The organism is Streptomyces sp. NPDC043996, from assembly GCF_056435225.1.
In genome coordinates, this window is record NZ_JBWKEY010000001.1 from 56,625 (window position 1) to 77,804 (window position 21,180).

Annotated in this window: 21 protein-coding genes and 1 tRNA gene; 17 read left to right on the forward strand and 5 right to left on the reverse strand. The window is 72.0% G+C overall.

Features of this window, described 5'->3' with window-relative positions; genetic code table 11:
* Positions 1-12 precede the first annotated feature (12 nt).
* From traB to AC07A4_RS00330, 10 genes are all read left to right on the forward strand, one after another.
* Positions 13-2,088: a plasmid transfer protein TraB gene (gene traB, locus AC07A4_RS00285; protein WP_478592797.1), complete on the forward strand. Its 2,076-nt coding sequence runs from the start codon at positions 13-15 to the stop codon at positions 2,086-2,088.
* 182 nt (positions 2,089-2,270) lie between these two features.
* Entirely contained in the window at positions 2,271-2,579 is a 309-nt protein-coding gene (locus tag AC07A4_RS00290) for a hypothetical protein (RefSeq protein WP_478590869.1), read from the forward strand.
* 17 nt (positions 2,580-2,596) lie between these two features.
* Positions 2,597-2,809: a hypothetical protein gene (locus AC07A4_RS00295; protein ID WP_478590872.1), complete on the forward strand. Its 213-nt coding sequence runs from the start codon at positions 2,597-2,599 to the stop codon at positions 2,807-2,809.
* Positions 2,806-3,195: a hypothetical protein gene (locus tag AC07A4_RS00300; protein ID WP_478590875.1), complete on the forward strand. Its 390-nt coding sequence runs from the start codon at positions 2,806-2,808 to the stop codon at positions 3,193-3,195. The genes AC07A4_RS00295 and AC07A4_RS00300 overlap by 4 nt, the downstream gene beginning before the upstream one ends.
* A gap of 8 nt (positions 3,196-3,203) precedes the next feature.
* On the forward strand, positions 3,204-3,902 hold the full coding sequence (locus tag AC07A4_RS00305; RefSeq protein WP_478592799.1) for an exonuclease domain-containing protein: 699 nt from the start codon (positions 3,204-3,206) through the stop codon (positions 3,900-3,902).
* Positions 3,899-4,078 carry a hypothetical protein gene (locus AC07A4_RS00310; protein ID WP_478590877.1) on the forward strand — a complete coding sequence of 60 codons (180 nt, stop codon included), beginning with the start codon at positions 3,899-3,901 and terminating at the stop codon, positions 4,076-4,078. Before AC07A4_RS00305 ends, AC07A4_RS00310 begins: the two co-directional genes overlap by 4 nt.
* 142 nt (positions 4,079-4,220) lie before the next feature.
* A complete protein-coding gene (locus tag AC07A4_RS00315; RefSeq protein ID WP_478590880.1) occupies positions 4,221-5,024 on the forward strand; it encodes a deazapurine DNA modification protein DpdA family protein in 804 nt (267 codons plus the stop codon).
* Entirely contained in the window at positions 5,021-5,857 is an 837-nt protein-coding gene (locus tag AC07A4_RS00320) for a bifunctional DNA primase/polymerase (RefSeq protein ID WP_478590882.1), read from the forward strand. Before AC07A4_RS00315 ends, AC07A4_RS00320 begins: the two co-directional genes overlap by 4 nt.
* Positions 5,858-5,859: 2 nt before the next feature.
* Complete coding sequence (locus AC07A4_RS00325) at positions 5,860-7,335, forward strand: ATP-binding protein (RefSeq protein ID WP_478590885.1); 1,476 nt, start codon at positions 5,860-5,862, stop codon at positions 7,333-7,335.
* Between the two features lie 725 nt (positions 7,336-8,060).
* The gene (locus tag AC07A4_RS00330) at positions 8,061-9,545 is read left to right on the forward strand and encodes a tyrosine-type recombinase/integrase (RefSeq protein WP_478590888.1); all 1,485 of its coding nucleotides are present in this window, start codon (positions 8,061-8,063) and stop codon (positions 9,543-9,545) included.
* A 141-nt stretch (positions 9,546-9,686) separates the two neighbouring features.
* Here AC07A4_RS00330 and AC07A4_RS00335 read toward each other — a convergent pair.
* Positions 9,687-9,758 (reverse strand) — tRNA-Arg (locus tag AC07A4_RS00335).
* Positions 9,759-9,871: 113 nt separating this feature from the next.
* Positions 9,872-10,690, reverse strand: coding sequence for an SAM-dependent methyltransferase (locus tag AC07A4_RS00340; RefSeq protein WP_478590891.1), 819 nt, complete (start codon positions 10,688-10,690; stop codon positions 9,872-9,874).
* A gap of 268 nt (positions 10,691-10,958) precedes the next feature.
* Here AC07A4_RS00340 and AC07A4_RS00345 point away from each other — a divergent pair, with 268 nt between their 5' ends.
* The gene (locus AC07A4_RS00345; RefSeq protein WP_478590894.1) at positions 10,959-11,762 is read left to right on the forward strand and encodes a class I SAM-dependent methyltransferase family protein; all 804 of its coding nucleotides are present in this window, start codon (positions 10,959-10,961) and stop codon (positions 11,760-11,762) included.
* A gap of 43 nt (positions 11,763-11,805) precedes the next feature.
* Here the strand turns inward: AC07A4_RS00345 and ku are convergent, their stop codons facing one another.
* Positions 11,806-12,918: a non-homologous end joining protein Ku gene (gene ku, locus AC07A4_RS00350; RefSeq protein WP_478590895.1), complete on the reverse strand. Its 1,113-nt coding sequence runs from the start codon at positions 12,916-12,918 to the stop codon at positions 11,806-11,808.
* Positions 12,919-13,097: 179 nt separating this feature from the next.
* On the reverse strand, positions 13,098-14,420 hold the full coding sequence (locus AC07A4_RS00355) for a phosphatase PAP2 family protein (RefSeq protein ID WP_478592802.1): 1,323 nt from the start codon (positions 14,418-14,420) through the stop codon (positions 13,098-13,100).
* Between the two features lie 454 nt (positions 14,421-14,874).
* Here AC07A4_RS00355 and ligD point away from each other — a divergent pair, with 454 nt between their 5' ends.
* Positions 14,875-15,780: a non-homologous end-joining DNA ligase gene (gene ligD / locus AC07A4_RS00360; protein ID WP_478590898.1), complete on the forward strand. Its 906-nt coding sequence runs from the start codon at positions 14,875-14,877 to the stop codon at positions 15,778-15,780.
* A 428-nt stretch (positions 15,781-16,208) separates the two neighbouring features.
* Here the strand turns inward: ligD and AC07A4_RS00365 are convergent, their stop codons facing one another.
* On the reverse strand, positions 16,209-17,012 hold the full coding sequence (locus AC07A4_RS00365) for an NERD domain-containing protein (protein WP_478590900.1): 804 nt from the start codon (positions 17,010-17,012) through the stop codon (positions 16,209-16,211).
* Between the two features lie 315 nt (positions 17,013-17,327).
* Between AC07A4_RS00365 and AC07A4_RS00370 the strand changes: the two genes are divergently transcribed.
* From AC07A4_RS00370 to AC07A4_RS00390, 5 genes are all read left to right on the forward strand, one after another.
* A complete protein-coding gene (locus AC07A4_RS00370; protein WP_478590903.1) occupies positions 17,328-17,648 on the forward strand; it encodes a hypothetical protein in 321 nt (106 codons plus the stop codon).
* A 61-nt stretch (positions 17,649-17,709) separates the two neighbouring features.
* Positions 17,710-18,375 (forward strand): class F sortase, encoded by a 666-nt coding sequence (locus AC07A4_RS00375; protein ID WP_478590905.1) that lies wholly within the window; start codon positions 17,710-17,712, stop codon positions 18,373-18,375.
* Positions 18,376-18,437: 62 nt separating this feature from the next.
* Complete coding sequence (locus tag AC07A4_RS00380) at positions 18,438-19,274, forward strand: hypothetical protein (RefSeq protein ID WP_478590907.1); 837 nt, start codon at positions 18,438-18,440, stop codon at positions 19,272-19,274.
* Positions 19,271-20,605, forward strand: coding sequence for an ATP-binding protein (locus tag AC07A4_RS00385; RefSeq protein WP_478590910.1), 1,335 nt, complete (start codon positions 19,271-19,273; stop codon positions 20,603-20,605). The genes AC07A4_RS00380 and AC07A4_RS00385 overlap by 4 nt, the downstream gene beginning before the upstream one ends.
* A 199-nt stretch (positions 20,606-20,804) precedes the next feature.
* Positions 20,805-21,161: an SH3 domain-containing protein gene (locus AC07A4_RS00390; RefSeq protein WP_478590913.1), complete on the forward strand. Its 357-nt coding sequence runs from the start codon at positions 20,805-20,807 to the stop codon at positions 21,159-21,161.
* Positions 21,162-21,180 lie beyond the last annotated feature (19 nt).

Sequence of the window (21,180 nt, forward strand, 5' to 3'; positions counted from 1 at the left end):
ACGGATCAGACCATGCAGCTGGTGAGCACCCGCGAGGGCGGGGCGGACGCGAGCGGGGTCGGCAACTATCTGTTGCACCGGGCCAAGCCGCATCTGCCGCCGTGGCTCGGGCTGGCCGGGGTCGGTTTGGCCGGAGTTCTTGGCAATGAGCGGTGGGCGGCGTCCCCGGCCGCCGCCGTCGGCCTGACCCTCACCTCGGTTGCGGTGTCCGGCGGCGCGTACGTGATCGGCAAGGCGGCGAGCAGGCAGCGCCGCCTCCACTCCGCCATCACCACGGCGTTGGGGTCGGCGTGGGTGACGGCGGCCTGCCTGGCGGGTCCGGCGGCCGGGCCGGTTGACGACGTGTTCCTGATGGGTGGCCCGGCGCTGGCGCTGTCGTGGAACGTGCGGATCTTCATGCGCACGTCCGACACTGGCGACGGATCGGGCGGTGCCGACGGCGGGCTGATGGAGAAGGTGGGGCTGGCTCGCGCGCAGATCCGTGGCGCGAAGGCGGAGCCGAACCGGGTCACGGCCCGGGTCGGCCTGGTGCCGGGCGAGCAGACCAACGATGACGTCCCCAGGACCTTGCCGCGGATCGCGTCGGCGCTGAACCTGCCAACGTCGGCGGTGCGCTACCAGCCGTCTGCGGACTCTGCCCGTGAGGGCGACCTGGTCATCGTGCCCGAGGACATGCTGGCGCAGCCCGTGGAGTGGGAGGGGCCGTCGGCTCTCGGTGGCTCGATCGCCGAGCCGCTGGTCATCGGCCGCTACGACGACGGCTCGCCGATACTGCTGTGGCTGCCGGGCGACCCGGAGAAGGGCCGCAACGGCACGCACGGGCTGATCGCCGGGGGAACCGGGTCTGGCAAGGGCGACACAGCCCTGGACGTCCAGACCGAGATCCTTTCGCGCCGTGACGTGCTGCTGTGGTGCTCGGACCCCAAGTCGTTCCAGGACTTCCGCCCGTTGCTGCCCGGCTACGACTGGGCCGTGGAAGGCGGGTCCGGCACGGAGGTGATGGTGCAAGCCCTCGCGGCGGCTATCCCCGCCCGCACCCGCTGGCTCGGCGCTCACAACTATCGCCAGTGGGCCCCTGAGGCGGCCGGGCCGCAGAGGGACCCGGAGCACTCCTGCCGCGCCACCGGCCGCGCCTGTGGCTGCCCTGGTATGCCGTTCCTGGTTGCCTGGTTCGAAGAGGCCGCCAACACCCTGCGGGACTTGGGTGACGATGCGTTCACCGGCATCGCGCAGGAGGCCCGTTCAGCGGGTGTCTCGCTGATCGTTTCTCTTCAGCGTCCGTCGTACGACCAGATGTCGACGTCCACGCGGGCCTCGCTGCCCTCCGTGATCGCGTTGGGCTGTGATCCGCGCGACGAGGGGTTCAGCCTCCCGGACGCGGTGCTGGACCAGGGCGCCTCGCCGGGTGCGTGGGGCAACCGCAAGCCCGGCTACTGCTACGTCGTCTCGCCGGGCATCCCTGAGGACCGCTACGCCACCCCCGGCCGTACCTGGCACTTCACCCGCCGGGCGGTGCCGGAGATGGAGCGGCTCGCGCTGTGGGCGCAGCAGCATGGTGCGCGCGTCGATCCGGTCACCGCTGACGCCGTGCGGCGGGTCGCCGGACGGGCCTACACCGGCCGCCCCGGCCCTGGTGCCGGCGCCGACGCCGATGTGCCGTCGACGGCACCGCAGACCCGCGGGCAGGAAGACCAGGACGCAGACGACGTGGACGACGTGGAGGGCACGGGCCCGTTGGTCGACGCGGAGGACGTCGACATCGACCCTGCCGCGGAGCTTCCCGAGCCGCAGGAGGGCGACGATGTCCCGTTGTTCGGGCAGGAGGCGGGCCGCAAGCCGGGCCCTGCTGAGGCGCGGCGCCTGTTCGCTCAGGCGCTCGGCGAGTTCGAAGCCGCGGGGCGGATGGTCGTGGGCCCGCGCGACTTCCACGACTGGTGCGCGGCACACGGCCTGTCGCGCCCGTGGGTGTCTGCGCGGCTTACCGAGGCCTACCGCGAGGGGCGCCTGGCGGAGACCGGGAAGACCGGCCGCTGGCGCATCGTCCCGTGCCCCGACGACGGCTCGCCCGCCGCCGTGACGGCCGCCTGACACCTGACACTGTCAAGGCTGCCTGACACCCAAACCCCTAGGCACACGCGGTGTCACGCGCCCTGACAGTAGGCCGCTGACACGCCCTGACACCTGTCCCTGACACCCCCGCCGCGGGCCCGCCGCGCATGCCCGCGCACGGGCCCGCCCCCCGTTCCGGCACACGGAAGGGAGCACACCCCATGCAGCACACAGGCCCGCCCGGACATCTGGCCCCGCACATCCCCGCCGACGACTACCGGCGCGCGCAGGCCACCGGCCAGCCCATCATCATCCACACCACCAGCCCCGCCCCGGCCCGCCGCCCGGCCCACGTCTACCTGGTGCCGCTCGCGCTAGCCGGGGCGGGCGCCCTCGGCCTGCTCGGCCTGGTGGCCGCGTTCCTCGCCCTGCTGGACGTCGCCGCGCACACCGCCGTCGCGATCGGCGGCGCGGCCGGGCCGCTCGGCGTCGGCGGCATCACCCTGCGCCTGGCCCGCACCCCCAAATAGCTGCCCTGGGAGGGGCCATGGCCTGCACCACCTGCACCGGGCACCACTCCGTACCCCTGCAGCGCTTCCCGGCCGGGGACGTGCGCGCCTCGCTGAAGGCCGCGCACGCCGCCGCCCAGGAGCGCACCCGCACCTCACTGCCCGTGCACGTCCACTACGACCTGCGCAGCGACGCCTTCGTCGTCCTGCGCACCGATCCCCTCAACCACCCCAAGGAGCTCAGCTCATGACCATCCCCGCCACGCCCCTGGACTTAGTCCTGGGCCCCGACCAGGCCCACGCCTTCATCCACGCCCGCGCCCAAGAACTCACCCACCGGGACCTGCTCCCCACACCCATCGCCCTGCAACTGACGGTCCGCCGCGTCCTGCACGGCGACCCGCTCGTACTCGCCGAACCCGGGCAGGTGTGGACGCTGCGCGCGGACACGAACCCTGATGACGCGCCCTCCCACCGCCTGGCCATCCACGCCCGGCACAGCTATCCGCCCTGCGTGCTGGTGAGCGACCCCGACGACCCCACGGGTGAGGTCGACGAACTCCTCATCGAGGTACTGGAGATGTACGAGCTCGCCACCTGGCACTCCACCTTCACCGCCGTGGGGAGGGCCGCGTGAGCGCCTGGATGGACGGGCCGATGCTGGCGCTGGACGTGGAGACCACCGGCGTCGACCCGGAAACCGCCCGGATCGTGACCGCCGCCGTCGCCGCGGTCGGCGGCACCAGCACCCCCGACACCACGGTGTGGCTGGTGGACCCCGGTATCGAGGTACCGGCCGAAGCCGCCGCGATCCACGGCATCACCACCGAACGGGCGCGCGCCGAGGGGCGCGCACCGGCCGACGCGCTGCCGGAGATCGTCGCGGCGCTCGCCGAGCCGCTGGGGGCCGGGTTCCCGCTGGTGGTCTTCCGCGCCCCGTACGCGCTGACCGTCCTCGCCCGCGAGTGCGCCCGCACGGGCGTGCCGTTCCTGGACGGGGACGTGGCGCCGGTCATCGACCCGGCCGTGCTCGACAAGCACGCGGACCGCTACCGGCGCGGGCGGCGCACCCTGCCCGCCCTGTGCGAGCACTACCGCGTGCGCCACGACGGCCCCAACGACCCCGTGCAGGACGCCTTGGCCGCGGCCCGCCTGGCCTGGCGCCTGCCCCGCGCCCACCCCCAGCTCGCGGCCATCGCGCTGGCCGACCTGCACGACCGGCAGCGGGCATGGGCGGCGGAGCAGGCCGCGGGCCTGCAAGCACACCTGCGCCGCACCGACCCCACCGCCACCGTCACCCCGGACTGGCCCCTGCACCCCGCCGCCGCCGAGGAGACTCCGTGACGTTCGACATCCGGATCATCTGCGACGACCGCGACGCGGACGCCATCACCCACACGCTGGCCGCCGCCTTCCGCACCGGCACCGCACGCACCTACCCCACCCGCGACGGCATGCGCACCCGCCTCTACCTCACCGCCGACCTGACGCGGCCCGAGAACGATCAGCCGAACACCTAGCAACGCCAAGGGCGGCCCTCCATTCCGCCAAGAACCGGGGCCGCCCTTGTCCACCATCAACTCAACAGTGGAGGTCTCCAGCATGACGCAACCCACGTCCCTCCCGCGAGCCTTACCGGCGGGAGCTCCTGCCGCGGGCGGTATGCGGTTCTACCTGACCACGCACAAACGGCACTGGCTGCGCCTGACCGACGTGCCGCTGTTCCTCAAGTCCGAGCACTTCGACCGCGCCGTGAAGTGGGACGTTGCCCAAGGGTCCTACGCGATCGACTCCGGCGGGTTCATGGAGCTGAAGGACAAGGGGACCTGGACCCGCACGCCGCGCCAGTACGTCGACAGCCTGCGCCGTATCTGGGAGCACGTGGGCCCCTACGACTGGGCAGCCCCTCAGGACTGGATGTGCGAGAACGCCATCATCCACGGCGGCTGGTTTGGTGGTCAGTACTTCGTCGGCACCCACCTCAGCGTGGAAGAGCATCAGCGCCGCACCGTGAACAACTTCCTCGAACTGCGCTCACTGGCCCCCGGCCTGCGTATCGCCCCGGTCATCCAGGGCGACACCATCCCCGCCTACGAGCGGTGCGTGGAGCTGTACGAGAAGGCTGGCGTGGATCTGCGGGCGGAGCCGGTGGTGGGGCTGGGGTCGGTGTGCCGGTTGCAGTCCACCCGCCAGGGCGCCGCGATCGTCTCCGCAATGGCCGCCCGCGGCTTCAAGCTGCACGGCTTCGGCTTCAAGACCCTGGGCCTGGAACGCGTCGGGCACCTGCTGGCCTCCGCCGACTCTGCCGCCTGGAGCTCCCACGCCCGCCGACGCCCGCCCCTGCCTGGCCACCCGCACAAAAACTGCGCCAACTGCATCGACTACGCACTGAACTGGCGCACCCGTGTCCTCGCCGCCATTCCCACCCGCCACCAGAAGATGCTCATCGAGGAGAGCGCAGCATGAACGAGCATCTCCATACCGCTCTGGGCCTGGCAGCCTCCGGCGTGCCAGTGCTGCCCTTGCGGGCCGGGAAAGTGCCGTTCGGCAACTGCCGCACCTGCACGCGGAACGCCTGCGGTGGCCGCCCCACAATGAAGAGCGCCGGGCCCTGCGCCTGCCCTGCGCCCTGCCACGCCTGGGCCGCCGCGACCACCGATCTGGACGTCATCCAGTCCGGCGTCTGGCGCCGCGCCTGGGCGCAAGCGGCTGCGGTCGCCTACCACCCCGGCGGGGCGGAGTTGACGGTCGTGGACCTGGACAACGCCGACGCCATCGCGTGGGCCCGCCAGGCCCTGCCCGGCACGCAGACCGTGCCCACCACCCGGGGCGAGCACTGGATCTACCAAGGGGCCATGCACTCCGCCAACGCGGTGCGTCCCGGCGTCGACATCAAGTCCGCCATGGCCTACGCCCGCTATCTCGGGCACGGCACCGGCACCCTCACCACCCTGCCGGACGTCGTGCGCGCGCTGGCCGTGAAGCAGCCCCCCGTGGCCCGGCCCACGCCGCACGCCGCCGTGCCCGCACCGGCCGGGGGCGGGCCGTGCCGCCACCGCACGCCCGCCTTCCTGGAGCGAGGCATCGCCATGGCCGAGCAGAACATCACCGACGCCCGCAGCGCGGTGCACGCCACGGTCTACCGCACGTTCCTCGCCGTGCTGTCCAGGCACGGCCGGTGCGGCTGCCTCACCGATGCCCACATCGCACGGCTGTTCACCGCCGCGCAGGCCAAAGGCGAAACTGTCCGGCACTGCACCGACGCGTGGGCCAACGCCCGCACCAGGTTGGGTCTGTAGCCGTGTCCGACGACGAGAAGACCCCGGCCCGTGAGGTCATCACGGACTATGCGCAGCAGCGCTTCAGGTATTTCCGCACGGCTGACGGGACCGTGTTCGCGCAGAAGAACGGTCACCCCGTGGCCCGTCCGATCCGTTCCCAGGGAACCGCGGGCAGCCACCGGCAAGAACTGATGGTCGGGCTGTTTCGCGACGGGCTTGGCGTGTTCAACGGGACCGCGCTCAAGGAGGCGTTGGACTTGATCGAAGCGCTGGCGATGAGCCAGGACGTGCAGCCCGTGCACATCCGCGTCGCGCCGGGCGTCGACGGCGCGACCTGGCTGGACTTGGGCCGTACCGACGGGCAGTCCGTCCGTATCCACCCCACCGGCTGGGACATCCTCACCCCTCGGCCGGAGGAGGTGTGCTGGCGGCGCACCCAGCTCACCGGGGAGCTCCCCCTGCCCGCCAAGGACACCGACGGCAAGGGCATCGACCTCCTGCTGCGGCTGTGCAACTTCGCCACCGCTGAGACGGAATGCCTGGCCATCGCCTGGCTGATCGGCTGCCTCGGGCCGTCGGTGCCCGTCCCCGCCCCCTTCCTCACCGGCCCCCAGGGCGCGGGAAAGTCCACCGGCGGCCGGATGCTCGTGCGGATCATCGAAGGTATGAGCGGCGATCTGCGCCGCGCTCCCAAGGACGAAGAGCACCTGATCGCGGCCGTGGCCGCCGGATGGGTCACCGCGCTGGACAACCTCTCCTACCTCGCGCCGGACCTGTCTGACCTCATGTGCTGCATCGTCACCGGGGCTGAGACCATCAAGCGCGCCCTGTACACCGACGGCGACGTCGTCCGCGCCCGCTACCGCCGCCCCCTGCTCCTGACCGGCATCGACGTCGGCGTCATCCGCCCCGACCTCGCCGAACGTCTCCTCCCGCTGCGCCTGGAGCGCCCCCGCGTCCGGCGCACCGAAGCCGAGCTGTGGACGGAGTTCGAAGACGTCCTGCCCGTCGTCCTCGGCTCCCTCCTGGACCTGACCGTCAAGGTCCGCGCCGCCGAGGCCGACATCCCCACCGACCTGCGCATGGCCGACTTCGCCCACCTGTGCGCCCAACTGGACGCGGCCACCGGGCTCGGTGCGCTGAACGCCTACCGGGCCTGCCTGGACGATCTCAACGACGACGTGATCGAAGGTGACCTCCTTGCGCAGACCGTCTTGCAGCACGCCGTCAGCCTGGAGGCGGGCGTTGGGGACCGGAGGACGTCGACCGAGTGGCTCCACTGCCTCACCCGCCTCTACACCGGCGAGGACTTCCGTCCCCTGCCCAAGGGCTGGCCCACCACGGGCAAGGTCCTCTCCGACCGCCTCAAACGGCTCCAGCCCACCCTCGCCGCCCGCGGCGTCCTCATCGAATCGGGCCGTACCAAAGAGGGCCGCTACATCGAGATGACCCGCTCGCCGGAGCCGTCCCCACATGAGCAGGAGCAGGTGTTCTGACTCGGGCCCGGCAGCCAGGGCGAGCAAGAAGAGCACCACCCGCCCGCCGGGCGTGCTCCTCTTGCTGTTCGGCGGCAGCGCCGCCGCCCAAGGGTCGCGCCGCGAAGCGGCTCCTTCTTCGCGACTTGAGTCGCACCACTCATAACGGACATCTTCTTCCTCTTTTCCTAAGAAGAGGAATGCTGCGTCACCTGCGTCACCCAGGCACAGAAAACGGCCTCTGACCTGCCGTTATGGGGGTGACGCAGAGGGCCATCGGCTGCGTCACCCCGCGTCATCTGCGTCACCCGCCTGCGTCACCGGTGACGCAGACCGCCCCGCGCGGGTGACGCACGCCCAAGCCTCTGCGTCACCAAAACCCGCAGGTCAGACGCATGGATGACGCAGATGACGCGATGACGCAGAAATCAGCACCTCGGACAGGCGCCCCATCACCATCCCCGCCTACGGCCCTCGGGCGACGTGGGTCACGGCGGATCTCCAGAGGCCTACGCCTCCGGCGTTGCCGATCAAAACAGAAGAGAGGACGGCGGCATGAGTGCCCGCGCGGTCGACGAGAAGATGACGGTGAAGGAGGTCCTGGCCGACCTCAGAGTGGCGCCTTCGACCTTCCACCGATGGCGCCAACTCGGTAAAGGCCCACGCTCGATCAAGCTCCCGAACGGCGACTTACGGATACGGCGGTCGGAGTACGAGCGTTGGCTCGCGGAGCGCGAGGACGCTGCGTGAGCGACAGCACCAACAGTGCAGCACGGGGCTCCCACGGAAGTGGGAGCCCCGACGGGCCCAAGGAGCGCGAATTCTCCAATGACGTCCGCGTGTGGGGCGTCAGCAGGGTGAGGAGCAAAAGCGCCCCGTACCAGCTCCGTTGGGTTGTCGCGGGAAACCGCTGCTACGCCTCGTTCGCCACGTCCACGCTCGCCGACAACCGCCGCTCGGAACTGCGGCAGGCCATGCGCAGAGGTGAGGCGTTCGATGTGGAATCCGGCCTGCCTGAATCGGAAATACGTAAGGCGGAAGCCGCAGCTGCGCAGGCTGCTGCCGAGGAGAAGCGAGATCCCACGTGGTGGGAGTTCTCGCGGGAGTTCATGAAACGGCGGTGGCGCACCGCCGCGGCGAAGACCCGGGAGGGCTTCGCGGACAGCCTCGCCGCGGCGGCCCTGGGGATGATGCCGGACCGGCCCGACGCCCCGACGCTGGCCTCGGTGCGACGGGCCATGCGGTGGGCCGTCGTCCCGGCCCACGCCGACGAGGAACCCCCGCCGGAGCTGGCGAAGGTCTGCACGTGGCTCGCGGAGCACTCCTTCTCCCTGTCCGCGCTGAAGGATGCCAGCGTTACCGAGGACGTCCATTACCGGCTGGCGTACAAGATGGACGGCGGGCTGGCCGCCAAGGACACCTATAAGCGCCGTCGGCGCGGCTTCAACGTGGCCATGGCCTACGCGGTCCAGAAGAGGTATCTGGACGAGAATCCGATCGTTGGATTGGACCGGCCCGCCACCGCCGCGAAGGGGACCGTAGACCCGCGCGTGCTCATGAACGAAGTCCAGGGTCGGGAGTTCCTGATCGCCGTCTCGTACGTGGGATCGGTGCATCGGAATCGGGGGCGTCGTCTGGTCGCCTTCTTCGGCTGCATTCTGTACGCGGCCATGCGCCCGGCGGAAGTCGTGGGGCTGCGGCTGAGCGACTGCCACCTTCCAGGAACCGGGTGGGGTGTGCTCACGCTTCGGGAGACGCGTCCGGTCGCGGGAAAGAAATGGACGGATTCCGGTGAGCGGCACGACAAGCGGGGTCTGAAGATGCGAGATCCCGAGGCCGACCGGCCGGTGCCGATTCCGCCCGTGCTGGTGGCGATGCTGCGGGCGCACGTGAAGGAGTTCGGCACCGCGAAGGACGGTCGGCTGTTCCAGAACGAGCGAGGCGGCCTTGTGGGCACCTCCAGCTACTGGCGCGTCTGGCAGGAGGCCCGGCCTTACGCCTTCCCGCCGCCGAAGCTGCACGTCCTGGCGAAGAAGCCGTACCACGGCCGTGCCACCTGCATCACGGACTGGCTGCGCTCGGGCCTGCCGGTGGCGGAGGTGGCGCGCCGCGCGGGTACGTCCCCGGAGGTCATCGACCGCCACTACGCGGGCCTCATCGACAACAGCGAGGAGGAGGACAACAAGAAGATCGAGAAGACGATGGGGTGGGCGTCGCGGGGTGTGGAGTGAGTGGTGCGTGGCTCACGCACTCCTCACGCACAGCCTGTGGATGACAATGAGAAAGGGCCGGAGTCAGTGGGACTGACTCCGGCCCTTTCTTCAAGGCATCCGCGCTGGTCAGGACATGATTTCAAGTCTCTGACTGGCGAGTGCCCCCGGCAGGATTCGAACCTGCGCACACGGCTCCGGAGGCCGTTGCTCTATCCCCTGAGCTACGGGGGCGTGTCCGTCGCGATGTTCGCGGCGACGGGTAGAACCCTACCAGCTTCGTGGGGGTCCTCAGGAACGGGTTGTGTGCGGCGCCCGGAGTGGTCGGGTGGGCGCCGCACCTGGGGTTACGGCTTGCGGCCGACGCCCGCGTAGGCGTCGACGGCGATGGTGGTGTCCGTGGTCGGCTCGGGGCGCCAGCGGGTGACCTGGGCGACGCCGGGGTCGGTGAGGGTGAGGCCGTCGAAGAAGCCGGTGATCTCGTCGACGCTGCGGACGTAGTACGGGATCGCGCCGCTCTTGTTGTACGCGTCGGAGGCGGCGATCATGCCGGGGCTGGTGGCGGTGGAGTCGCTGATGACCAGGTAGCTGCCGGAGGGCAGGCCCGCCATCAGGCGGCTGACCAGGTCGCGGGCCTGGTCGTAGGAGGCCACGTGGCCCAGGGTGTTGAGGATCATCAGGGCGACCGGCTGGGAGAGGTCCAGGGTCTTGGCGGCCTCCGTGAGGATGGCCTCCGGGTCGTACATGTTCGCGTCGATGTACGACGTCTCGCCCTCGGGGGTGCTGGTGAGCAGGGCGCGGGCGTGGGCCAGGACCAGGGGGTCGTTGTCCACGTAGACGATGCGGGCGTCGGGGGCGACGCGCTGGGCGACCTCGTGGGTGTTGTCGGCGGTCGGCAGGCCGGTGCCGATGTCCAGGAACTGGCGGATGCCCTGCTCCCCCGCCAGGTGCCGGACCGCGCGGCCGAGGAAGTGGCGGCTGGTGCGGGCGACGTCGACGAGGCCGGGGAAGATCTCCTTGATCTGGTCGCCGAGCTCCCGGTCCCTCTCGTAGTTGTCCTTGCCGCCCACGAAGTAGTTCCAGAAGCGGGCCGAGTGCGGCTTACTCGTGTCGATGCGGGCGCGTATCTCCGCGGACGAGTCGAGTCTGGGGTCGGAGCCGGTCACGGGGGGACCTCCTGTGGTGCGTGGCCTGTGGAACGCGGCCTGCGGAACGTGGCCTGTCGGGCGCTGGTCGCGTCGCGTCAGGTCGAGTCGATCACGAATCGGGCGCTAGTCGATCATTCAATCGTGTATCAAAGTAGCAACTGTGCCGTGTGTCACTGTTGTTACCTTCCTAGTCGTCGTCCGTCGGTGCCGCGCCATCGTGTACTCAGGTCGTCCCGAGTAGTCGTACGGATATCTCGCCCGCGGACCCGCGGCCACGCTTGCGCGCATGACGAAACCTCTGCGGAACCTCAAGTGGTCCATGCTCCGGGGGCTGTTGCGCACGGTCGGGCGCACCTCGGAGGGCATCCGCGTCGGCTACCGGCACGGCTTCGACAGCGGCACGATGCTCGACTACGTGTACGTGAACCGGTCGCGCGGCGCGCTCGGCGTGGGCCGCCTCGTCGACCGCGTCTATCTGAACGCCGTCGGCTGGCGCGCCATCCGTGCCCGGCGGAACCTCCTCCAGCGGGTGCTGCGCGAGCAGATCGACGCCCGCCCGGGCCGCGAGGTCCGCGTCCTCGACGTGGCCGCGGGGCCCGGCCGCTACCTCCAGGACGTGGCCGCCGCGTACGGACCCGAGCGGGTGCGGGTGGTGTGCCGGGACCTCGCCGAGGCCGGGCTGCGGCAGGGCGAGGACCTCGCGCGGGCGCGGGGCCTGACGAACGTCTCGTACGAGACGGGGGACGCGTTCGACCCTCGGCCGCCGGCGGGCGGGGCGCCGGACGTCGTCGTCGTGTCCGGCCTGTACGAGCTGCTGCTCGAGGACGACACGATCCGGACCTCGCTCAAGCGGCTGCGGCAGCTGCTCGCCCCGGGCGGCGTCCTCGTCTGCACCACGCAGACCCGCCATCCCCAGCTGGACTTCATCGCTCATGTGCTGCCCAACAGGGAGGGGCGGCCGTGGGTGATGAAGTGCCGGAACGCGGCGCTCACGGAGGGCTGGGCGCGCGAGGCCGGGTTCGGGAACGTGCGCAGTCGCAAGGAGGAGGTGGGGTTGTTCGCGGTGACGGTGTGTGGGGACGCCGGGTGAGGGGTGGGGGTGGGTACGTCGGGAGAAGTCCGGGGCGGCTGGCTCAGGACGCGCGGCGCTTCGCCGTTGTCTTTTTGGCGGTCGTGGTCTTTTTGGCCGCCGTGGTCTTCTTCGTGGCCGTGGCCTTCTTCGTGGGCGTGGTCTCCTTGGCCGTCGCGGTTTTCCCGGTGCTCGTGGACTTCCTGGGCGTCGGCGGCTGCTTCGCGGTGGTCGCGGTGGTCTTCTTCGCCGTCGCCGTGCTCTTCTTCGGGGCGGCCGCCGTCGGCTTCTTCGCGGTCGTCGACTTCTTGCCGCCCACCTGCTTGGGGGCCGTGCGGGAGCGGTGGCGCGGGAGTGCGGTGACCTCGGCCTCCCGCTCCTCCTCCGGGTGCTCGCCACGGGCCGTGCGGGCGGCGCGGACGCTGTTCTCCAGGGCGGCCATGAGGTCGATGACCTTCCCGCCGCCCGTGTCGGCCGCGGGGGCCGGGGCCGCGGTCGTACCGCCGTCGACCTTCGCGGCGATCATCTCCTCGACGGCCTCGCGGTAGTCGTCGTGGAGGGAGTCGATGTCGACCTCGCCGAGGGTGTCCATGAGGGCGTCGGCCAGGTCGAGTTCGGCCTCGCGGACAGTGACGCCGGTGTCGGGGGCGACGCTGTCGGTGGCGCGGATCTCGTCCGGCCACAGCAGGCCGTGCATGGCGATGACGTCGTCGACGACGCGCAGCATGCCGAGGCGTTCGCGGCCGCGCAGGGCGAACTTGGCGATGGCCACTTTCTGGCTGCGCTTCAGGGCCTCGCGCAGGAGGGTGTAGGGCTTGGCGGCGGGTGCTCCGTTGACCGACAGGTAGTACGCGGTGTCCATCTGGAGCGGGTCGATGCGGTCCGCGGGGACGAACGCGACGATCTCGATGGTCTTCGCGGTCGGGATCGGCAGCGACGCCAGGTCGTCCTCCGTGATCGGGATGACGGAGCCGTCCGCGTCCTCGTACCCCTTACCGATCTCGGCGGCGGGGACCTCGCGGTCCTCCAGCTCGCAGACCTTGCGGTAGCGGATGCGGCCGCCGTCCTCGGTGTGGATCTGGCGGAAGGAGACCGAGTGGCTCTCGGTGGCGTTGACGAGCTTGATCGGGATGCTGACCAGGCCGAAGGAGATGGCGCCGTTCCATATGGACCGCATGGGCGAGACCTTTCGGGAGCGTCTTGCGGTGCCTCGGGAGCACCTCCGTCCTCTCCGTGAACAGTTTCCCCGCAGTGCGGGTCGTCGGCCACCGGCGCGGGCGCGGGGGCCGACGACGCGCCGTGGGCCTGTTCCCGGCCGGGGCGTCGGCGGGGAACAGGCCCACGGGGCCCGGTGGCTCAGACGAGCTCGGGCTGCGGCTTCGCGCGCAGAGCGGGCGGAGCCTGCGGTTCCCACAGCTTGGTGGTCCGCGCGTAGGCGTAGATCACCGAGGCCATCGCGAGCAGCAGGAGCGGGCCGAACAGCCAGGGGTACTCGGACATCTCCACCGCCAGATAGCGGTAGGACAGCAGGAGCGCGGCGAAGACGGCCGCGCCGTGGGCGACCAGGCGGACCGCCGACCGGTCCCAGCCCCGGTCCAGGGCGCGCATGCCCGCCTCGACCGTGAGGGTGAAGACGACGCCCGCGACGAGGTCGACGCCGTAGTGGTAGCCGAAGCCCAGGGTCGCGGTGAGCGTGGCGATCAGCCAGAACGTACCCGCGAAACGCAGTACGCGCGGGCCCTTGCGGGAGTGTATGAAGATCGCCGTGGCCCAGGCCGTGTGCAGGCTGGGCATGCAGTTGCGCGGGGTGATCCCGTCGTAGAGGACCGGCTGCGGCGGGGCGTCGATCGACGGCAGCGTGTGCGGCCACACGTTGGCCACGGCCCACTCCGCGCCGCCGGTGCCGAACGCGCCGGTGCCGTAGGCGAAGACCGGGCCGACCACCGGGAAGATCATGTAGCAGGCCGGGCCGATCAGGCCGATGACCAGGAACGTGCGCACGATGTGATGGCTCGGGAAGCGCCCCTGCGCCGCCACGTTGCGCAGCTGGTAAAGCGCGACGACGACGGCGGCCACGGCGAGCTGGACGTAGACGAAGTCCAGGAAGTGGGAGCCGACGGGCCCGGTGGCCTCGACCACGCGGCCCACCACCCAGGACGGGTTGCCCAGGGCGTGGTCGGCGGTGGCGAGGTAGGGGTCGAGCACCTTCGGGCGGGTCTTCGACGTGATGAGCAGCCAGGCGTCACCGGTCTTGCGCCCGGCGACCAGGAGCAGGCCGAGGCCGACGCCCTTCAGGAGCAGCGTGCGCCGCTGCCCCGTGCGGCGTGTGACGGCGATGACCGCGCAGCCCAGGAGCACCCAGAGCGCGCCGTTGCCGAAGGTCAGCTTGTCGCCGGTGGCCCAGCGCACGAGGAAGAAGGGGATGTCGATGGCGATGGCGGCGCCGGCCGCGATGAACCGTTCGCGCCAGGTGAGCACGACCATCATCAACGCCATGCCCGCGTACAGGAGCGGTCCCGACGCCGGGCCGAGGACGATCTCGCGCGCCTGGTTGGTGAGCGGTCCGGGCGTGCCGTAGTGGCGCGTGGCGATCTCGAGGGCGATCTGGAATCCGAGGACCACCAAGCCCGCCGCGGCCCACAGCAGTACCCGTGGCTGACGCCACGCCGCGACGTCAATTCTGCTCTTTATTCGCGAAGACACCCGCGATGCTCTAGATATCAATTGTCTGGCCGTTTGGTTGGATTCCGATTAAACAAGTCGCATGGAACACGTCGCTTCTCGCGCCGGCTGGCACGTTCTCCGGGGGCCGGAGAACGGCGGGCGCCGGGGCGCTCGCCGTGAGTTCGATCACGCTGCCGAAGCCGCGCGGACGGGCTTCGCTGGTCGCGGGCGGTACGAGGGTCAGCTGATCCTACGCTCAACCACACAGGGCCTCGGAGATGACCATGAAATTCTCAACGCCCGACGCGGCCTGAGGGCACCGTGGGTCACTCGGTGAATCCGGAACGTGCACACAAGGCCACCAAGATGGTGAATGCATCGATCATTTTCGATGCGGTGGTGGTGCCTTCTCCGGGGCGAGGTGGGGGTATTGCTCATTTTTGTCCGTGTTTTATGGGATTCTCCTCGTATGACCCCCATCACTGAGGTGGCGGGGCGGCGGCTCGCGCTCAGCAATCTCGACAAGGTGCTGTATCCGGCGAGCGGCTTCACCAAGGGCGAGGTCCTGCACTACTACGCCACCGCCGCCGACGCGCTGCTCCCCCATCTGCACAACCGCCCCGTGTCGTTCCTCCGCTTCCCCGACGGGCCCGACGGGCAGCGCTTCTTCACCAAGAACGTGCTGCCGGGCACTCCCGACTGGGTGCCCACGGCCGAGGTGCCCCGGTCGGACGGGGCCGGGCGGCAGATCCTCGTCCAGGACCTGGCCACGCTGGTGTGGGCGGCGAACCTGGTGACCGAGTTCCACACGCCGCAGTGGCAGGCCGACGCCCCCGGGCTCGCCGACCGGCTCGTGCTCGACCTCGACCCGGGGCCGCCCGCGACCGTGGTGGAGGCGTGTGCGGCCGCGCTGTGGCTGCGGGAGCGGCTGGTCGCCGACGGGCTGCGGGCGTACGCCAAGACCTCCGGGAGCAAGGGGCTGCACCTGCTTGTGCCGCTGGTGCCGGTCGCTTCCGCGCGGGTGACGGCGTACGCGAAGGGGCTTGCGGTGGCGGCGGAACGGGCGCTGCCGGATCTCGTGGTGCACCGGATGACGCGGAGCCTGCGGCCGGGGAAGGTGTTCGTCGACTTCAGCCAGAACGCGGCGGCGAAGACGACGGCGACGGCTTACACGGTGCGGGCGCGGGCGGAGCCGACCGTGTCGGCTCCGGTGACGTGGGAGGAGGTGCAGGCGTGCGGGGCCCTGCGGGCTGCTGAGCGGCTGGTGTTCCGGGTGCCGGACATGGGGGTGCGGCTGCGGCGGTACGGGGATCTGTTGGCGCCGGTGCTGGACCCTGCGGGGGCGGGGGTGCTGCCCTCGGGCGGGGGCGCCTGAGGGGGGCGTGTTGCTGCCGGGTGCGCTGCGGCTTGCGCGCCGGGCGTGCGGCGGCTTCGGGTCCGCCTGCCCGGGGCTCGGTGGCTTCGGGGCTGTGCCTATCCGGTGCCCGGCGGCTTCGCGGCTCTGTGCTCACTCGGTGCCCGGCGGCTTCGGCCCCGCTCAACCGGCACCCGGCGGCTTCGGGGCTGTGCCCACCCGTTCCGCCCTCTGGGCGGACCAGCTGCCCACAGCGAGGTGCGGCGGAGACGGCCGTGCCCACAGCGGGTACAGCGGAGGCCGCCAGGCCCCAGCAGGTACAACCGAGACCACCAAGCCCACAACAGGTACGGCCAAAGACCGCCAGGTCCCCGCCAGGCAGGGCGGAGACCGCCCCGTCCACCGTAGGCGCGGCCGAGGCGCCCAGCCCGGTGGCCCCGGTGGCCCCGTCACACCCGTAGCCACGTATGGCGGTCCCGGGCAAGGGCGTGGAGGGCCTCTACGTCCGCCGGTTTGAGGACGCCGCCCGTGCGGGCGAGTGCGGGCAGGTCGGGCTCGCGGAGCACGCGGACCTCGCGCGGCGGTGCCACCGCGTCCACGGACAGCGCCCCGGCGGGCACGAGGACGGGCCGGACCTCGGCGGTGAGCGCGAAGGACGCCCGGGCCGCGTCGGCCCGCAGCTCCCGCAGGAGCGGCACCGGCTGCGCCCTGCCGACCGCCACCATCGGGTCGGCCACCCGCACCCGCTGCTTGCGCGCGGCCACCGCGCGGACGCAGAAGAGGCCGCCGGGGCCGATGAGGAGGTGGTGGACGCGGGCGCCGCCGGGCAGGCCGATGGAGTGCAGGGTGTGCCAGCCAAGGCCCTCGAGGGCGTCGAGGGCCGCGCCGACGGCGGCCTCCGCGGCCAGGGCCCGGTCACGGGGGTCGGAGCGCAGCCTGCGGGCGGTGGGCGGCTCGCGTTCGAGCCAGACGCGCAGCCATTCCCCCGGCCGGTTCGGCGCGAGGTCGTCGTCCGGGTGCAGGGCGAGCCGGGCGAGTTCGGCGGGGGTGGGCACGGGCGGAGGGCCCACCGTGACGTTGCCGCTGAGGAAGGGGGCCAGGACGTGCAGGACGTCCTCCTCGCGATCCGCGCTGAGCAGGTTCACCCGCGCGGTCTCGCGGTCGTACCAGGCCACGTTCCTGCCGTCCGCCCGGCACACGTAGAGCCGCTCCTGACCGTGCTGGTACGCCGGTACGACGCGCAGTCCGCTCATCCCCATCACCCCATGACCATGGGAGCAGCCCGGCGCGCCCGCGGCAAGAAGCCGACGGCGGTGCCGGGAAGTCGATGAGGGGCCGCCCGGGGTTCACCCGGCCGGTCCGGGCGAGCGGCCGCGGTCCCCCCGTCGTCCCGTAACGGCACTGCCCGCACAGCTTGGGCTCGCTGTTACACATCCGCCGAACCACTGCAATGGCGGGCTTCTAGCGTCGTCACTGTCATCGATCGCCCGCCCCCCTCCGGGGCGACCCGCCGAACGCACGAGCGCACGAGCGGAACGCACGAGCGCACGAGCGCGAAGGAACGAACCGTGAGCCATCCCCGCCGCCGCACCGCCGTCCTCCGTACCGCCGTCGTGTCCGTGCTGGCGGGCGGGGCCCTGCTCGTCCCGGCCACGGGCGCCCTCGCCAGCGCGGCGTCGCCCACGCCATCGGCCCCGGTCTCCGTCTCCCCCGGGAAGACCTCGTCGCCCGACGAGACCGTCACCCCCAAGGGCGGCGTCCGGGCGGGCACCGACGGGCTGCGGGACGCCGGGGACCCGGCCTTCCTCGTGGCGGGCGGTGCCATGGCCGCCGCCGGGGCCGCGGGCCTGGGCTTCGCGATGCTCCGCCGCGGCCGCACCGACGACTAGGACCCGTCAAGCCCCCGCGCGCGCACCGCCGCCGCCCCTCCAGGAGCCTCCAGGAGCCCCCGTGAGCACGTCCGCCCCCGTCCCGCCCGCCGACGAGACCCCCGCCGCGCCCCGTCCCCGCGTCCGCCGCAGGCTCGCGGCCGCCGCCCTGCTCACCGGAGCCGTCGGCGTCGGCCTCATCGCCTGCGGCCAGGGCGGCCGCTCCGCGTCCCCCGCGCCGGACGTCACCGTGCGGAACGCGGCCACCGCCCAGGCCCGGCAGGCAGCGGCACCGCTGAAGGAGTCGAAGCCGACCGGCCTGCGCATCCCCGCCGCCGGGGTGGACGCCAAGGAGATGCTCGACCTCGGCATCGGCGCGGACGGCGCGCTCGAGGTGCCGCCCGTGGCGAAGGCGGAGGTGCCCGGCTGGTGGACGGGCGGCGTGACGCCCGGCCAGAAGGGCGCGGCCGTCCTGGTCGCCCACTACGACACGGTGAACGGTCCGGCGCTGATGCGGAACGTGGCGAAGGTGAAGGTGGGCGACGAGATCCTGGTGCCGCGCGCGGACGGCGACACCGCGGCCTTCCGGGTCCGCGCGATCCAGCAGGTCGACAAGAAAGACTTTCCAACCCATAAGGTGTACGGGGCGACCGACCGTCCCGAGCTGCGCCTGCTGACGTGCGGCGGCCCGATCAAGGACGGTCACCGCACCGACAACATCATTCTCTACGCCGACCTCGTGCGCTGAGCACGCGCCCCCCGGCTCACCGGGGCCGGGCTCGCGCGCGGCCACCGCTCAAGGCAGCAGGAGTGCAGTTGAACCGCAGCCGCAGCCGCACCCCGCGCGGGCCGGGCCCCGGCGGGCGCCGCGCGCTCGCCGCGGCCCTCTTCGCGCTGTCCGCGGCCGCGTTCGCCGCGGGCTGCGGCGACCCGGGCGACCTGCGCAGCGCGGGCTCGACGCCCACGGCCGTCGGCCCCACCCGGCTGTGGCCGGACCTGCCGCCCGCCTCCTCGCCGCTCGGCGACTACGGCACGGCGGACACCGAGGAGGTCACGGGCGTACGGGTGCCCGGCGGCGATCTGCACAAGGTGAACCCGGTCGACATCGTGAAGGCGCAGGCCGCCGCGCACCCCGACGACTACTCGGGCCCCTCCGCGCTCTACAAGGAGACCGCCGACGCCCTGAAGGACTGCGGCCTGAAGGACAAGGCCAAGGCCAAGGAGTGCCCGGTACTCAAGGCGTACTACCGCGACTTCACCGGCGACGGCAAGGACGACGTGGTCATCGGCATCCGCATGCCCGAGGAGCAGCTGGCGATCCGCGTCTACGCCATGGACAAGGGGCATCTGACCCAGATCATGGGCACCTCCGACGCGGTCCTCGGCGTCGAGCTCGCCGGGCGCGACCTGGTGCTTCGCGCGGTCTCCGACATCCCCGGCTACGAGTACCGCACGGCCTGGTCCTGGGACCGGCACCAGCGCGCGATGCTGCCGACGCGCGACGAGTTCCTGCGCTCCTCGGACGCGCCCCGGCCCAAGGGCGGCCGCAGCCCGGCGCCCGAGGTCACCGAGGGCCCCGGCCTTGAGGGCCCCGCGCCGGGCCCGAGCGCGGGCGAGCGGCCTGGCCCCGACGGCGAGGACTCATGACGGGCGAGCGCGCGGCGGGCGAGCGCACGGCGGGCCACCGCCCGCGCCGCCGCCTTCGCCTGCCCGCGTGGACGGCGACGCTGACGTGGAAGGCCGCGGTGTTCATCGCCGTGATGTGCTGCGCGCTCGCGGCCCTGCTCGGCGTGCTCGTGCACGTCGCGGTGACCAACCAGACCGTGGGGCAGGCCAGGGACCGCGCGCTTTCCCGGCTCGACGAGGCCACCAAGCAGTACGAGGCGGGCGGGCGGCTCGCGCCGGGCGCGGGCATCGACCCGCCGGACCTGCCGCGCGCGCTGCGCGAGCTCGCGGCGGGCGGGGAGCGCGGCACGATGGTCGGCGACCACGACAAGAGCCCCACGGTGTGGGCGGCGGGTCCCGCGGACGGCGGCCGGGCGATCGCCGTCCAGGTCGACTACGCGCAGGGCGCCCGTACGATCGACGGCCTCGACCGGGCGATCGTCGGCTCGTCCGTGCTCGCGATCGGGGCGACGCTGCTGGTCGGGGCGTTCGCGGTGACGCGCGTGACGCGGCGGCTGCATCTGACGGCGCGGGTGGCGCGCAAGATCAGCGCGGGTGATCTGGACGCCCGCGTGAACGACCCGCGCACCCGTGACCCCGCCCGGCACCAGGACGAGGTGGCGACGGTGTCCGGCGCCCTGGACACGATGGCGTCGTCGCTGCAGGGCAAGCTCCTCAGCGAGCAGCGGTTCACCGCGGACGTGGCGCACGAGCTGCGCACCCCGCTGACCGGGCTGCACGCGGCGGCCGAGCTGCTGCCGCCGGGCCGCCCCACGGAGCTGGTGCGCGACCGGGTGGCCGCCCTTCGCACGCTCACCGAGGACCTCCTGGAGATCTCCCGGCTCGACACGCGCAACGAGCGCGTGGACCTGGACGCGGTGCTCCTCGCTCCCCTGGCGGAGCGCGTGGTGCGGGCCTCGGGCGCCGAGGTGGAGCTGGTCGTCGTCCGCGATCTGCTGGTGGAGAGCGACGCGCGGCGCCTGGAGCGGGTGCTCGGGAACCTCGTGGCGAACGCTCTCAAGCACGGGGCGCCGCCGGTCGTCCTGACCGTGGACGGGCCCGTGATCACCGTGCGCGACCACGGCCCCGGCTTCCCGGACTACCTGGTGCGGCACGGGCCGCAGCGGTTCCGCACGGAGGGCACCACCAAGGGCCACGGGCTCGGCCTGACCATCGCCCTCGGGCAGGCGCGGGTGGTCGGGGCGAGCCTCACCTTCACCAATGTGGAGCAAGGGCCGGGAGCGGTCGCGACGCTCACGCTGCCGTTCGATGAGCGGCCCACCGGGGGCGAGCCGGACGAAGTCAGGGCCTGACGGGGACGCCTGACCGTACGTGATGCGGACGCCTGGCCGTAGGTGACGGGGACGTCTGGCCGTAGGTGACGGGGACGTCTGGCGGCACGTGACGAGGCCGCCTGACGGTACGTGACCTTTTGCGGACGCCCGGTGTCGCTTTTAGCGTGAATCGCGGCCTAGGAAACGGCCGCACACCCCACTCCCCAGAGGAGACCTCATGGCCCTTCGTCCCCGCTCCCTCGCCGTCCGCCTCGGCATAGCCGCCGCCGGTGGCGCGCTCGCCGTCACCACGCTATCCGTCGCGCCCGCCCTCGCCGCCGACGGCGCGGCGCACCCCCACGTCTACAAGGGCAAGGTCACCGCCAAGTCCGGGCTGCTGCTGCGCGACCGGCCCACCCGCGGCAGCAAGGTCATCCGGCACGAGCCGTACGGCAAGATCGTGCACATCTTCTGCAAGACGCGCGGCGAGCACGTGGGGGGCAACGACCGCTGGTACCTCCTCACGGACGGCACCTGGGCCTGGGGCGCCGCGCACTACATCGCCAACATCGGGGCCGCGCCCCGCTGGTGCTGACCCCCCGAACGGGCGGGGC

Coding starts and splice junctions, on each gene's coding strand:
- traB (WP_478592797.1), top strand. CDS start 13: ATGCAGCTGGTGAGCACCCGCGAGGGCGGGGCGGACGCGAGCGGGGTC.
- AC07A4_RS00290 (WP_478590869.1), top strand. CDS start 2,271: ATGCAGCACACAGGCCCGCCCGGACATCTGGCCCCGCACATCCCCGCC.
- AC07A4_RS00295 (WP_478590872.1), top strand. CDS start 2,597: ATGGCCTGCACCACCTGCACCGGGCACCACTCCGTACCCCTGCAGCGC.
- AC07A4_RS00300 (WP_478590875.1), top strand. CDS start 2,806: ATGACCATCCCCGCCACGCCCCTGGACTTAGTCCTGGGCCCCGACCAG.
- AC07A4_RS00305 (WP_478592799.1), top strand. CDS start 3,204: ATGGACGGGCCGATGCTGGCGCTGGACGTGGAGACCACCGGCGTCGAC.
- AC07A4_RS00315 (WP_478590880.1), top strand. CDS start 4,221: ATGCGGTTCTACCTGACCACGCACAAACGGCACTGGCTGCGCCTGACC.
- AC07A4_RS00320 (WP_478590882.1), top strand. CDS start 5,021: ATGAACGAGCATCTCCATACCGCTCTGGGCCTGGCAGCCTCCGGCGTG.
- AC07A4_RS00345 (WP_478590894.1), top strand. CDS start 10,959: ATGACGAAACCTCTGCGGAACCTCAAGTGGTCCATGCTCCGGGGGCTG.
- ku (WP_478590895.1), bottom strand. CDS start 12,918: ATGCGGTCCATATGGAACGGCGCCATCTCCTTCGGCCTGGTCAGCATC.
- ligD (WP_478590898.1), top strand. CDS start 14,875: ATGACCCCCATCACTGAGGTGGCGGGGCGGCGGCTCGCGCTCAGCAAT.
- AC07A4_RS00365 (WP_478590900.1), bottom strand. CDS start 17,012: ATGAGCGGACTGCGCGTCGTACCGGCGTACCAGCACGGTCAGGAGCGG.
- AC07A4_RS00385 (WP_478590910.1), top strand. CDS start 19,271: ATGACGGGCGAGCGCGCGGCGGGCGAGCGCACGGCGGGCCACCGCCCG.
- AC07A4_RS00390 (WP_478590913.1), top strand. CDS start 20,805: ATGGCCCTTCGTCCCCGCTCCCTCGCCGTCCGCCTCGGCATAGCCGCC.